At 68.2% G+C, this 13,079-nt stretch carries 12 protein-coding genes and 1 tRNA gene; 7 read left to right on the forward strand and 6 right to left on the reverse strand.

Annotated features, from left to right (window positions below):
• Positions 1-407: 407 nt before the first annotated feature.
• On the reverse strand, positions 408-1,607 hold the full coding sequence (locus JNW91_RS01335) for a helix-turn-helix domain-containing protein (RefSeq protein WP_309244178.1): 1,200 nt from the start codon (positions 1,605-1,607) through the stop codon (positions 408-410).
• 328 nt (positions 1,608-1,935) lie between these two features.
• Here JNW91_RS01335 and JNW91_RS01340 point away from each other — a divergent pair, with 328 nt between their 5' ends.
• Positions 1,936-3,357, forward strand: a complete 1,422-nt coding sequence (locus tag JNW91_RS01340) for a helix-turn-helix domain-containing protein (RefSeq protein WP_203173148.1) — start codon at positions 1,936-1,938, stop codon at positions 3,355-3,357.
• Between the two features lie 3 nt (positions 3,358-3,360).
• On the opposite strand, the gene JNW91_RS01345 is transcribed toward JNW91_RS01340, so the two are convergent.
• Positions 3,361-3,927, reverse strand: a complete 567-nt coding sequence (locus JNW91_RS01345; protein WP_203173120.1) for an NUDIX hydrolase — start codon at positions 3,925-3,927, stop codon at positions 3,361-3,363.
• Positions 3,928-4,155: 228 nt separating this feature from the next.
• On the opposite strand from JNW91_RS01345, the gene JNW91_RS01350 reads away from it, so the two are divergent.
• The 3 genes from JNW91_RS01350 to JNW91_RS01365 all read left to right on the forward strand — a co-directional run bounded on the left by JNW91_RS01350 (position 4,156) and on the right by JNW91_RS01365 (position 6,857).
• Complete coding sequence (locus JNW91_RS01350; RefSeq protein WP_203173121.1) at positions 4,156-4,542, forward strand: hypothetical protein; 387 nt, start codon at positions 4,156-4,158, stop codon at positions 4,540-4,542.
• 1,071 nt (positions 4,543-5,613) lie between these two features.
• Complete coding sequence (locus tag JNW91_RS01355) at positions 5,614-5,970, forward strand: hypothetical protein (RefSeq protein WP_203173122.1); 357 nt, start codon at positions 5,614-5,616, stop codon at positions 5,968-5,970.
• 707 nt (positions 5,971-6,677) lie between these two features.
• Positions 6,678-6,857, forward strand: a complete 180-nt coding sequence (locus JNW91_RS01365) for a hypothetical protein (protein ID WP_203173154.1) — start codon at positions 6,678-6,680, stop codon at positions 6,855-6,857.
• Between the two features lie 64 nt (positions 6,858-6,921).
• Here JNW91_RS01365 and JNW91_RS01370 read toward each other — a convergent pair whose 3' ends face one another.
• Positions 6,922-8,139, reverse strand: a complete 1,218-nt coding sequence (locus JNW91_RS01370) for a COG1361 family protein (RefSeq protein WP_203173124.1) — start codon at positions 8,137-8,139, stop codon at positions 6,922-6,924.
• Between the two features lie 260 nt (positions 8,140-8,399).
• Between JNW91_RS01370 and JNW91_RS01375 the strand changes: the two genes are divergently transcribed.
• Both JNW91_RS01375 and JNW91_RS01380 read left to right on the forward strand, forming a co-directional pair.
• Complete coding sequence (locus JNW91_RS01375) at positions 8,400-9,314, forward strand: NADP-dependent oxidoreductase (protein WP_203173125.1); 915 nt, start codon at positions 8,400-8,402, stop codon at positions 9,312-9,314.
• Between the two features lie 5 nt (positions 9,315-9,319).
• Positions 9,320-10,000 carry a DsbA family oxidoreductase gene (locus JNW91_RS01380; protein WP_203173126.1) on the forward strand — a complete coding sequence of 227 codons (681 nt, stop codon included), beginning with the start codon at positions 9,320-9,322 and terminating at the stop codon, positions 9,998-10,000.
• Positions 10,001-10,684: 684 nt separating this feature from the next.
• Here JNW91_RS01380 and JNW91_RS01385 read toward each other — a convergent pair.
• Together JNW91_RS01385 and JNW91_RS01390 are read right to left on the reverse strand one after the other, a co-directional pair.
• Positions 10,685-10,756: transfer RNA gene (locus JNW91_RS01385), tRNA-Val, on the reverse strand.
• Positions 10,757-10,806: 50 nt separating this feature from the next.
• Complete coding sequence (locus JNW91_RS01390) at positions 10,807-11,364, reverse strand: TIGR02611 family protein (protein ID WP_203173127.1); 558 nt, start codon at positions 11,362-11,364, stop codon at positions 10,807-10,809.
• Positions 11,365-11,658: 294 nt separating this feature from the next.
• On the opposite strand from JNW91_RS01390, the gene JNW91_RS01395 reads away from it, so the two are divergent.
• Positions 11,659-12,090, forward strand: coding sequence for an SsgA family sporulation/cell division regulator (locus JNW91_RS01395; protein ID WP_007457244.1), 432 nt, complete (start codon positions 11,659-11,661; stop codon positions 12,088-12,090).
• Positions 12,091-12,204: 114 nt separating this feature from the next.
• Here the strand turns inward: JNW91_RS01395 and JNW91_RS01400 are convergent, their stop codons facing one another.
• On the reverse strand, positions 12,205-12,981 hold the full coding sequence (locus tag JNW91_RS01400) for a glucose 1-dehydrogenase (RefSeq protein ID WP_203173128.1): 777 nt from the start codon (positions 12,979-12,981) through the stop codon (positions 12,205-12,207).
• Between the last annotated feature and the right edge of the window lie 98 nt (positions 12,982-13,079).

Here is a 13,079-nt window from a genome sequence, read left to right on the forward strand (position 1 = left end):
CAGTACCGCCAGAGGCTCGGCTTGCTGCGAGATGCCATGACTGCGAAGGGTACCTATTTGATCGCGGTAGGTGAAGATCCTTGCATCGGCAGCTTGGGAGCCCGTGCATGCGACGTGATGCCTGGTGGGAAACCAATGAGTACTTCCGGCCGGGATCTGTACTTTGCTGCTGTACAGGCAGCAAGAAGGCCACCCCCAATGAATGGCAATGACCTTTGACCTGCACAAACTGAGAGTGGGCGATGCTGGTATCGAACCAGCGACCTCTTCGGTGTGAACTGTCGGCGAGCCGGTTAAATCGGGCTCGACACGAGGTCAGACGGCCTGCTGACGCGCTTCTCGGCCTGGTTCGGCTGGCACGGTTGCTGTACTTCGCTGCTGCACTTCTCTGCCGCATGGAATACCGCTCAGCCCACCCCGAGCGTGGCGGCGAGCTGGGCGATCGTGGCCGGGGCGCGGGGGTGACGGGCAACCTCGGCGACGACGTCCCGGGCGGCGGGCCGGCACCTGATCTCGGCCGGTGCGGTGCGCTCGGCCTCGGTCAGCACGCGGGCGGCGCTGCCTGTATCCCCGGCCTGCAGGTAGGCACGCGCGACGTCGAGCAGGTGCGCGGCGCGGTGTTCGGCGGGTAGCCACCGCCAGCCGCCCCGCGCGGTGGCTTTCTCGTGCCAGGCGATCGCCTCCTGGGTGTCGCCGATTTCGACGGCTGCGGTGGCGCGGGCCAGGTCGACAGCGGTGGGACCGAACCCGGTGCGGTGGTGGTCGTACCCGTCGCCGACCCGCTCCGCCATACCGGCGGCCTCGTCGAGCAGCTCGCCGGCGGCGGCCTCGTTCCCGTCCTGCGCCGCCGCCAGGCCGGCTTGGATGACCAAGGCTCCGCACAGGGACAACTCCGCAGGCGTGCCGTACTCGATCACAGGCGGAGCGATCCGATACGCGGCACCGAGCGTCACCGACTTCGCCTCCCGCGCCCGGCCGAGCGCGCGCAACACCTGCCCAAGCTGCACGCCCGCGGCGGCCACCAACTCCCGGTCACCGGTGGCGGCGAGCATCGCCCGATCCACGGCCAACCAGGCCAGCTCGGCGTCGCCGAGCTTGACCAACAGAGAAGCGATTATTCGGTACGCCTCGACGAGCGGCACCCGACCCGCCACCGACACCTCAGCATGGGCGCGCAGCGCACCGGTGAGCAGGTCCGGCGCCAGGTCGACCACCTGCGGATAGCGGGCGTACTGGAACGTCGACCACGCTAACCCCACATCCCGCAGCATCCGGTCCACCGGCAATATCGGGCTGCCTGCCGGCCTGCCCAACGGGATCTCGTAGCGGGACAACGCTGCTCTGATCCGCTCGACGCCGTCGACGCGACTTGTTGACTGGACCGGCGCAGCGTCCTGGCCGACAAGCGCGGCGGTGTCGATGCGGAGTACCCGCGCTATTTCCTGAAGTGTCGACAGCTTGTCCAGCCGCCGAACGCCGCGTTCGACCTTGTCGACCCAACTTTTCGACTTGCCGAGCCGGTCGGCGAACACCTGCTGCGACAGCTTCCGCCGACCCCGCCAGTACGCCACCCGCCGCCCGACCGGCAACAGCTCAACGCTCGCCACGACGCCACCGCCAATCCGGTTTGGCTCGCGTGATTTCCTCGACCGGAATCCGATCCGCCTCCGCCTCGGCCAGAAGCCGACGCTTCGCCGTCTCCCGCTCCGCCGCCTGGATCTGTTCGCCCCGGCTGATCGCCGGCTCATCGCCCTTACTCGACACGTCACACCCCCACCACCTCAGGTGACGGAGAAGCTACGGAAAGCTATAGACAGGCCCCATGGCCAGCGGTCATGTCACGGTGACATGGGACGGCTCGACCGGCGCGGATAGTCGCCCTACGCTCATCACTCGAACACCATTAGTAGTCGGAATGTGACGCTGGGAGCCGCCGTGCTGCTCGATCCACTGCGAATACCGGAGACCGTGTGGTCGCACAGCGAGGTACTCACCGCTCTGGCCACCCGGGACATCGGCGGGCTGTTCCATTGGATCAGCCGCCTCACCGGTGCGAGTCAGAGCCGGATCGGGGCCGCCGTCGGCTTGGAACAGGGCTACGTCAGCCGGGTCATGGCCGGACGCAAGGTCACCTCGATCGACCTCCTGGAGCGCATCGCCGACGGATGCCGGATGCCCGATCAGGCACGAACCACGATGGGCCTGGCATCCCGACAGGCCGCGCCGCCGGCCGATCCCGGCCGGCTCACCCCCGATCGGCCCAGCGAATCGCCGGTCAACCGGACCTGGAAGGACGACGTACGCAGTGCCGCAGAGCTTTGGCGAGGTGACGTGAACCGTCGAGACGTACTCCGGCAGGTGGCCTTCAGCTCCGCCGGCTCCACCCTTCCGGCGTTGCGCTGGTTCACGGCCCCCGATCCGGCCCCGGTGACCCAGCCCGGCCGTGATGCCGTCGGTCAACCGCAGATTGACACCATCCGCGCGATGACCGCGACCTACCGCGGGCTGGACAACCAGTACGGCGGCGGGCACGCCCGCGACACTGTGGCCCGCTACCTCCATCAGGAGGTGACTCCGCTGCTCACCGACGGCCGGTACGACCACCCGATCGGTCAGCGGCTGCTCAGTGCCGCTGCCGAACTTGCCCAACTCGCCGGCTGGCAGGCGTACGACACCGCCGAACACGGCATTGCCCAGCGTTACCTCACCCTCGCCTTGGACTTCGCCCACGCCGCAGGAGACAACGGCCTCGGCGCGGAGATCCTCGCGGCGATGAGCCACCAAGCCACCTACCTCGGCCACACCACCACCGGCCTCGACCTCGCCCGCGCCGCCGGCCGGACCGCCCGCCGCGCCGGAATTGCGGTCCTGATCGCCGAAGCCCATGTCATGGAAGCCCACGCCCTGGCCCAAGCCCGTGACGAACGGGCTTGCGCCGTCGCCCTGCACCGGGCAGAACAAGCCCTCGACCGGGCCGACCGCAGCGCCGACCCGCAATGGCTCAGCTATTTCGACGAGGCGTACCTGGCGGCCAAGTTCGGCCACTGCTTCCTCGCCCTCGGCCGCAACACCCACGCCGAACGCTTCGCCGCCCGATCCCTCCGCATGGACAACCGATACGTACGGGGCAGAGCCTTCAACCTGGCCCTGCTCGGCAGCGTCCACGCCCAACAGGGCGAACCCGACCGAGCCTGCGCCATCGGCGCGGAAGCCTTGACCCTGACCACCCAGCTCCGCTCCGCCAGAGCCGTCCGCTACCTCCGCGACCTGCAAGGCCAGCTCGCCCCACACCGGCGACTACCCGCCGTCCGGCACTTCACCAGCCGCGTCGACGCCACCCTCGGCCCTCGACGCTGACCCTCACAGCTCTCCCTTAGCCTTACGCGCGACCAACTCCAGCACCGCGATTACGGTGCCGGCACCGACGATCTCGCCCCGAGCCACAAGCTGGTACGCCTCGTCGAGCGGAACCCAGGCAATCTGCTCAGCTTCGTTCACGTCCACGGGCGCGCCGATGCGCTCGGCCTGCCGGGCGAGGAAGAGCAGATTCTCTGCGTCGGCAGTGCCGACCCACGGTTGGAAGGACAGCAGCGGCTCAACCCCCCGAGGGCGCCAACCGGTCTCCTCCTCGACCTCCCGCATCGCACAGACCGCCGGCTGCTCACCCTCATCGACGTAACCGCCGGGCAGCTCCCACACCCAACGGTCGAAGACGAACCGGTGCCGCCGCATCAAGAGCAGGTGCTCCTGGTCGTCGACCACCGCCACCATGGCCGACCGGGGAGCACGGATCACGTACTGCTCGAACCGAACCCCGTCGGGCAGCTCGACCTCCGCGATACTCAGCCGTGCCCGGCGTGTGTCGTCCACGACCCGCTCGCCGTGGATGGTCCATCTGGTCAACTCCGTCGCCTGCTTCTCCACCACCCCGCCAGTATCCGCACCGACTCCCTCACCATGCTCGACAGGCAGCACCTGCTGGCCGACCACCCGATCCCTCGCTTGTAAGTTCTGGGCGCTGTGTCCGGCAGGGTTCGTCCGCGTCCTCGGGCAACTGGCCGCGCCCGGCCACCGCTGGCCGCTCTCGTCCCGGCCGGTTGTTGTCGCCGTTGCTGTTGACAGCTACCCGCTGGCAAGCGCCTGCACGATGGACCGGTGACGACTGCCTCTGCCGTCCTGGCCCTCGTGGGGCTTGCCATCGAGATTTGCGGCCTCCTCTGGATCATCGCCGTCGCCATAGCGACGAGCCGGCGGCTGCGGGAGGACATCAGACTCATCGAGTGGACGACGTATGAGAGCGTCAAGCGCCAGAGGGCCGGCGAGGACTCAAAGGTGGTAGACGCCTGGCGAGCCGCCGAACTGGCCAAGCGCGGCATCACACCGGACACCATGAACGGCCACGAGCCATACACCCTCCGTCGTGTCCTCGCTGCCATGGCATCAGGCGAGGCAGGGTCATTCGTCGGAGGCGGTGCCCTCATCCTTGTAGGCACGCTTGTCCAGGGCGCTGGGCGCATAGCCCAGCTGGTCGCTGCCCTGTAGAGGTCGCCAACCACTTAGTTGAGTCGAAGCGGAATTTAGGCGCTGAAACTCAGGTAGGCGCGAGCCATCGGGTCACTGTGTCGGTGAAGACCACCTGATATGGAAGACCTCGTAGATCTTCTGCGGTCACATCCAGGCCGCGAGCCCGAGCCAACTCGGCCAGCCACGACCAAGGATGTTCCTCTGCGGACTCTTCGGCGTCGTCGGGGAGCACGGCGTTCAGAACGTTCGGGGTGATGCTTTCCCGAGTCTCGACGAGCGGAGCGACACCACCCGGAACGCCGGTTGATCTAGCAGTGAGAGTGAACCCACGATCCGCGTGCAGGAGCACGCGCCGACCGTCATCCAGAATCGCGAGCTCACTGACGATGAAGTTCCGGGTACTCGCATTCTCGGGGTGCTCCCCTCGGAGATCGCAGCTGGCAACTAGGCCAACGATGCGACCGGGCTCGACCGGGGGAAGATTTTCGGGAGCACGGTAGGCGCCCGGGTACGGGCGCCAACCGGCTTGACTGCTGCTCACTATCTGACTCCCGAGAATCCCGTGATCGTTCCGGCTGTATCTAACTAAACCGTGTCACCTGATCACCGGTTACGGTCGTCGCCCGGACGGCGGCAGCTTGCGATCAGGGGCTACACGCGCGGTTCACGGCACCCCCGAAGTACCATCCAGAAGGGTCGGCGACACCGATCAGATCGACATCAGTAGCACCCTCCAGCCGACGGTCGTGCTGTTTGAGCAGTTGGTCCTCGCGTTAGATCTGCGGCCGGATCCGCCTCCTGCGAGGTAGTCGCCCGAGCCCGAGGCAACCGTCAACCACCGGCAACCGAGAGAATCGCACCAGTACGCCTGCAGTTGCGTAGGACACTGATTGTGGTGACGGCCGTGATCCTCGGGCTGGTGTCGGCGAGCGGGCCGGCGGCGGCGCAGCAGCGGCCACGAGGGATCCCTGACCGAGCCATGTTGCAGCCGGACGATCTCGGCGGGGCGCGCCGGGGCCGGTGGAGGACGGGCTGGTGTGGTCGCTCCTACCCCAGCCGTGCGCGGACACGCCGGTGCCGCAGCCTGTCGTGAGCCGCACTGAGGCAGGCGATCTCGGTACCCGATTTCGGATCTACGAGAACGCCGCCTGGTACCGCGGCGATGGGGCACACGCGTACATCACCGAGCTGAAGGCGCAGCTCGCCCGGTGCGGGGCGGGCGGCGACGAGGAGGGCTTCGACCCGCTCGCCGAGGACCACCTCGGGCCGGACACGGTGCTGTTCCTCGGCACCTACGACGAGGGCGACCGCTACGTCGGCTATGTCGCCGCCGCGGTCGGCCACTACGTGGTGGTGGTCATGATGTCGGACTCGTACCTGGGGGCGGCCGATTTGACCACGTTGAACGGGCTGGCCAGTGCCGCGATGAGCCGAGCGGCGGCGTGACGCGGGGAGGCCGGCCATCTTGAGAGGGCCGACCTCTGGCCATCCGAGTCCGGCGTTTCGAGGGGAAGTGACGCGACGTTGCCGTAGAAGCGGTGGGGGCCGCTGATCACGCGCTCAAAGGTGTGAAGGTCGAGGGGTTCGGTTAAGTAGGCGTTAGCGTAGGCGGCGTAGCTGCTCAACACATCCGCGTCAAAAGTGGAGGGCCCGGAACGACGGCCGGCTTACGGTCCAGGTGCTGGGACTGAGACTCAGTCCGTTGACGTGGAGACCTGAACTCCTGACGGTCTGCATCATCGACGCCGAAGTTTTCGATGCGGTCCTCAAGAACATGGTGCGAAAAGGACTGAAAGGAACTCTCGTCGTCGGTCGCGAGGGACAGGGCCTGCCGTTCGACCAAAAGACTGGTGCTTGACCCAGTGTGATCCCAGCCGCCTCGACGTGCAGCGAGCCGCCCGTGTCGACACCTCCAGGTTGGCCAAAGGGGTCACCACAGAGGACGCGCTGTTCACGGCGTCGCGAGTGGGATCGGTTTCTCAGATGACGGAACTGCGGCGGACTTCAGCAAGCTCACCCGCAACGCTCCACATCGATTTACAGCACCTGCAGACGCAGCGTTAGGCAACCCGAGACGCCCGCCGGCACCAGCCACCCTGGGAACAACGCCGCCCGACCACTTCGCCCCTCACTGGGAGGTCACACCGTGCCCCTTGACCGCATCACCACAGGTCGTCAACGGACTGACCGACAGCCCGATCCCGTACGTCCCCCCGCTCGGTTGGGTGGCGGTGCTCGGCGGCACGACACTGCTGGCGCTGGCAACCACGGTGTGGCCCGTCCGACGGCTGCTCAGCGCACCTCCGATCCACAACATCGGTGTAAAGGAATAAGTCGAACACCGGCAACCGTGCCGCCTTCGTGGGCGTCGCGGAGGCGGCACGGTCGCCTGGCGTCTCAGCTACGGGTGGACCCGACGTCCTCGGGCGGCACCAGGATCATCCGGCGACGCCAGGCAGCGAGGATCAACACGCCTCCGGCCGCCAACGCCGTCATGCCGATCCCGCCGACCAACCCGGCCCGCGGTCCGGTGACCGGCAACCCGCCGTCACCGCCACCGCCGCCGCCACCCTTCGCGGCCAGCACCACGGCGAACCCGTCACGATTGTCACCGGGGTCCACGTCGGCCACCCGTACGGCGACGGCGTTCGCGGGCAGGTCGGTTCGCGTAGGCGTGGAGCGGTTGGTCGTCGACTGCTCGGCGAGGCCCTCCACCCGCACGATGCCGCCCTGCAACGTCGCCGGCGCGCTGGCGGATGACGCAGTCGTCACCAGGTTGTACAGCTCGACCGCCGAGTAGATCGTGTCGTTCGGGTCGGTGTCCTCGGCGGCCGGAACGAGTGTGAGGCGCTGGTAGGTGCAGACGGCCGATCGCCCGGCGTCGGCGAGCACACACTGTTCCGGCTGCCTGGTGAAGGTCACACCCTTGGGCAGACGCAGCGTGACCCGCACTCCGCTGACCGTTCTCCGGCCCTGGTTGGCGACGGTGTGCCACACGGCGCCCGTCTCACCCGGGTACAGCGTCCCGGTGGGCGTCGGCATGCCGTCGGCACCCATCCGCACGGACTGCTGCACGTCTCGAGCGACCAACGAGAGGTCCGCCTTGGGCTCGTCGACCAGCGTCAGCGGAAACGATCTGGTGTTGTCGGCCGGATTCGCGTCCTCGTCCGGCCGGATGCGAACTGACGCTTCGAACCTGCCTTCGTAGGGCGTCGTCCCGTAGACGAGCGCGTCTATGGGGACGTCGATGGTTTCGCCCGGCCCCGGAATCAACTCCGGCGACAGTCGGCAGTAGAACCCGCCGAAATCACCGTCGCACTCCCCCACACCACCCCCGGAATGCCACAGCAGAGAGACCGGTATGGGGTCAGGGCCCTGCGGTGGCTGACGGACATGGACGACGACGTCGCTCGGGGTCTCGTCCCCCAGGTTGCTGATCTTCAGATAGACAACCTTCCTCTCGACCCCCAGCGCGATCCGTGTCCCGGACGCGTCGACCGCGAGGTCTGGACCTTCCTTCGCCGCCTCGGCGGGGGCGGCGAGGACAGCCAACCCGACGAGGAGGAACAGCGCGGCGGCAACAGTTCGCAACAGCCGCCGACGACCAGAGCTCATGGCAGCACCCTTTCAGCAAGCGCGGACAGTGTGGTTGGGAACACTATCGGCGATCGACCCTGACCACTTCGACCTCTACTGGGAGGTCGAGGCGAAGACGGCGAGCTGCTCAACCGGTCCCGACGCGTCGAGCACGACTACCCGCCGTGAACCGGTCGTCCCGTGGGAGCTTGACCTCAAGCGCGCTTGAGGTTGCAGGCTAGGCCTGACGGTCCCCGGCCTGGTGGGCCGGCGCTGGAGTGCCACGCGAGAGGGGATCCATGAGGGCAGCGGCGTTCCATACCTTCGGTGGTCCAGAGGTGCTGGAGGTTATCGAGGTAGCCACGCCCGTGGCTGCTCCGGGAGAGGTTCGCGTCCGAGTCGAGGCCGCAGGCGTGCAGGCGTACGACTCCGCGGTACGGTCCGGCTGGACACCGCCGGGTCAGACTGTACGGTTCCCGCAGATCGTCGGCAACGACTTCGCCGGTGTCGTCGACCAGACCGGCGCCGGCGTCACCGACTTTCGAACAGGCGACGAAGTGCTCGGCTGGGCCGTGCTCGCCAGCTGCGCCGAGTACGTCGTCGTCCCCGCCGGGCAGATCGTGGCCAAGCCGGCCGGGATGCCCTGGCCGCAGGCGGGCACCCTGTCGGCGTCGGCGCAGACCGCGCACACCGCGCTGGAAGAGCTGAAGGTCAGCGCTGGCGATACCCTGCTGATCCATGGTGCCTCCGGCGGCGTTGGAACCGTCGCGGTGCAGCTGGCCCTGGCCGCGGGTGCGCAAGTGATCGGCACGGCCAGCCCGGAGAACCACGACTACCTGCGCTCACTGGGCGCCACACCGACCAGCTACGGCGACGGACTGACCGACCGCGTGCGAGCCCTGGCACCGGGCGGTGTCGACGTCGCCCTCGACGCCGCGGGCGGCGCGGCCCTGGACGCCTCCCTCAAGCTGGTCACCGACCGGGACCGGATCGGCACGCTCGTGGACCTCGCCCGGGCGGACAAGCTCGGCGTACGCCCCCTGCGCAGCCAGCGCTCAGCCCAGCGGCTACAGGCGATCACCGACCTGTACCGCACAGGCCGGCTGATACTGACCGTGTCGGAAACCTTCCCCCTGGACCGGATCGCCGACGCGCACCGCCGGATCGACACCGGCCACGCCCGCGGCAAGACCGCCGTCCTGCTCCGGGGGTAAGCGGCGTGCTGATCGAAGTCTTCTACGACGTGCTCTGCCCATGGTGCTACATCGGCAAACATCGGCTGCAACGGGTCCTTGCGGATTTCCCCGGCCGAAACGAGGTTCAGCTGCGGTGGCGCAGCTACCAGCTAGCACCGGACGAGGGGCGAAGCCCTGGCCCGACCGCCGCCGAGGCGATGGCCTCCTGGACCCCACCAAACCAACTACCCGGGCGGCTGGCCCTGATCGCGCGGCTCGGCGCGGACCTGGGCCTGGCTATTGACCTCGACAAGGCCCGTCCCGTCAACACCTTCGACGCGCATCGCCTGACCCACTTCGCGGCCGACCACGACCGGTCCCGAACGCTGGTCGAGGCGCTGCTGCGGGCCTACCAGACGGACGGGCGAAACGTCGCCGACCACCTCGTCCTGCTGGAGTTGGCGCAGGAGGTGGGCCTGCCCGAGGATGAGGCAGGCACGGTGCTGGCCGGTCACAGATATGCCGACGCCGTCACCGCGGATCAGCGCCGCGCTGCCGAGTTGCGGGTGAGTGGCGTACCGACACTCGTCATCGACGGCGGCCGACCGTTCTCGGGCATGCAGCCGCCGGAGGTGATACGCGGCGGGTTGGACCGGGCCGCCCACACATTGGCCGACGCTGCGTCCGGCATCGCCAACCTCCACAACATCATCCTCACCGGCTGACCAACGGCCCCGCACCAGGCAACGCCTTCACCCAGTTACGAGACGTCCCTTTAGCCTGAGCGCTGGACGATCATCATTCGCGAGCACGGGCCGACCAATCAGGGTGCACGCACTACCCGCTCCGGCCGCGGACCCACGATGGCGAACACGGCCGACAGGATCTACGCCCGCGCCTGGACCGCAACTGCCGTCTAATGGCCGCACCTGGTGCTCACCTCTGTTCTAGACACCATGGACGGTTCACGCTGCGGCGCTCCCACTCCGCGCCCTCATCCTCGAACGCGCAGCACATCGAGGAGGAGATGACCACGATGCACAATGCGAATCAGCGGGTGTCCCCGATCAGCCAGAGCGGGCCACCCCTGGTTCGTTATACCTTGCGCCGAGCCCGTCTCGGACCTTTGACCGGCCGATTCAGGTGCCACCGCGCGGCCAGGGCACCGCAGATCACCTGGCTGCAGGGCAGCCACGAGGCTCTGTTGTCGCAGCCCTCATGATGCTGCCGGAGCTTGCATTTGAACGGAGGCGGTCGAACGATCGAGGCATCGGACTGCCTGTCGCCGCCCGCAGGACTATCCAACCAGAGCCGCTGCTCCCAATCTGCTCCCAATGTAAGCCGCACATGCAGCAAAGCCCGTTACCGGCTACTCCGGTAACGGGCTTCTGACCTGCACAAACTGAGAGTGGGCGATGCTGGTATCGAACCAGCGACCTCTTCGGTGTGAACGAAGCGCTCTCCCACTGAGCTAATCGCCCTCAGCGCCGCTGACTCTACCCGATCGTGGAGCCGGACCGGAAATCCGGGGTCAGTGCGTCGCGAGGTAGTGCATCACCTCGGCCACCACGTCGATGCCGAGGCTGTATTTGAGTGACAGCCAGACGACGGTGGCCACGAAGACCAGGCCGACGGCGCCGAGCACCAGTCGTACGGGCAGCGACTGCCGGGTCACCCATTGTGTCCAGCCGTGGACGTGTCGGCGGGTGAAGCCGAGCAGGCGGCGGGCCCAGTGGAATTCGACGGCCCAGATGCCGAGTCCGGCGATGACCAGCAGCCAGCCCGGCCCGGGTAGCGGGATGAGGGCGATGCCGATGGTCACGACGAGCGCCCCGGCGATCGCGATGAAGATCTTGAGGGCGATGCGGCCGGTGGGGTTGGCCCGGATGAGGTCGAGGGTCGTCGAGATCCGTTGCCGTGCGTGAGGGCGCCGTGGCGGGTCCCCGACGACGGTGACGCCACCGGAACGGCCGGCGTCAAGCGTTGGCCGTCCGGGTCGCTCGGGCTGCTCCTTCGACACTGCGTACCCCCGCTTTTCGGCTGCTCGGACCGCGACGTTCGGCGGGCCGGACGCTGCGGGCTGTTCCATTGAGGATCGTTTCGTGACCATTTCACCCCCCAGTGTCGCCCGGGCCCGTCACTGCAACGGCCGACTGGACGTTACCGGAGTAAGTCGACGACTGAGCCACCCGATGCCGGGCGGGATCACGCACTGGGCAGAACCGGAAATCCTACATGAATCCTCACATTCACGCGGCCTTTCCGTCCCCCTTCCCACCACTGGGTGAAGTCAGCGTATGGCGGAGCGTAGCCAGGAGTAGCACCTGAGTATGGGAAAAGCGGGACACGCGCGTTCCGCAGCGGTGCCGGGGGGAGAACGTCCATGAGTGTCATTCGACCGACGACCGTAGAGGTCGAGACGTCGCTAAGGCTCGTCGCACCTGACGCCACCGCCTTGCCGGTGCGTGCCAGTCTGCGCTACGACCCTGCTGACCCGTATGCGGTCCATGTCCTGTTCCATGCCGAATCGGCAGGGGGCGAGGCGGTGAGTTGGTCGTTCGCTCGCGAACTGCTGGTCACCGGCCTGGACGAGCCGGCCGGTATCGGAGATGTGCGGGTCTGGCCCTGGGCCACCCCGCGCGGCGACTTCGTCGCGCTGGCCCTGTCGTCACCGGACGGCAACGCCCTCTTCGAGGTGCCGCGCAGCGTCCTGGTGCGTTTCCTTCGACGGACGTACGTCGTCGTCCCGCGCGGCCGCGAGGCCGAGCACCTGGACGTCGACACGGCGGTGAACCGGCTGCTCGCCGGTCGCTGATCACCGCCCGAAAGGGCAACACCGGCCAACCGGGGTCGCGCGGATCTGCCGAGTCCGCGCGGCCCCGGCACACCCGGGGGGTACGCGGACAGCCCGCCCCCGGTCGGCCGGCGCTCAGCCGCGCGTGGTGATGCCGCCGTCGACGGGGATGACCGCGCCGGTGAGGTATGCGCCGGCGCGCGACGAGAGGTAGATGGCCGTGCCGGCCATGTCCTCGGGGCGGCCGATGCGGCCCAGCGGCACCTGCTGCTCGATGCTGGCGCGGCTCGCCGGGTCGTTCAGTGCGAACGCCATCATCTTGCTCTCGAACGGGCCGGGCGCGATGGCGTTGACGGTGATCTGTTCCCCGGCCAGTTGATGGGCGAGGCCGCGGGTGAGCATGTGCACGGCCGCCTTGGTGGCCGAGTACGCGTACACCTCCATCCACGGCACCCGGATGCCGTCGATCGACCCGATGTTGATCACTCGGGCCGGGTCGTCGGCGCTGGCGGCGGCGCGCAGCGCCGGCAGCAGCGCCGTGGTCAGCCGGAAGACGGCCTTGACGTTGACCGCCCAGAGCTTGTCGAACGCGGACTCCGGGTACTCCTCCAGCGGCGCACCCCAGGTGGCGCCGGCGTTGTTGACCAACACGTCGAGGCGGCCGAAGCGGTCCCGCACGGCGGCGGCCAGCGCCTCGGCGCCGGCGTCGTCGCTCAGGTCGGCGGGGATGGCCTCGCAGCGGCCCTCGGCGGACAGTTCCTTGGCGACCGCCTCGCAGACGTCCGCCTTGCGGGACGAGATGATCACGTGAGCTCCGGCCCGGACGAAGCCCTGGGCGATCATCAGACCGATCCCCCGCGAGCCGCCGGTGACCAGAACCGTCTTACCTTCGACCGAGAACAGCTGCGTCATGCCCATCCCATCGCGAGTCGGCGGGGTGTCCGCCGGTCGGGCGGCCGGCGGGGCCGGCGGACCGCGGACCGAACGGCGCTACCGCCGGGTAACGTAGC

It is taken from the genome of Micromonospora parastrephiae (assembly GCF_016802865.1).
GTDB classification, from domain to species: domain Bacteria; phylum Actinomycetota; class Actinomycetes; order Mycobacteriales; family Micromonosporaceae; genus Micromonospora; species Micromonospora parastrephiae.

What these genes read in the sequence shown, in the direction of transcription:
- JNW91_RS01390 (WP_203173127.1), bottom strand. Translation starts at nt 11,364, where the DNA reads ATGGAACAGCCCGCAGCGTCCGGCCCGCCGAACGTCGCGGTCCGAGCA.
- JNW91_RS01370 (WP_203173124.1), bottom strand. Translation starts at nt 8,139, where the DNA reads ATGAGCTCTGGTCGTCGGCGGCTGTTGCGAACTGTTGCCGCCGCGCTG.
- JNW91_RS01400 (WP_203173128.1), bottom strand. Translation starts at nt 12,981, where the DNA reads ATGACGCAGCTGTTCTCGGTCGAAGGTAAGACGGTTCTGGTCACCGGC.
- JNW91_RS01395 (WP_007457244.1), top strand. Translation starts at nt 11,659, where the DNA reads ATGAGTGTCATTCGACCGACGACCGTAGAGGTCGAGACGTCGCTAAGG.
- JNW91_RS01375 (WP_203173125.1), top strand. Translation starts at nt 8,400, where the DNA reads ATGAGGGCAGCGGCGTTCCATACCTTCGGTGGTCCAGAGGTGCTGGAG.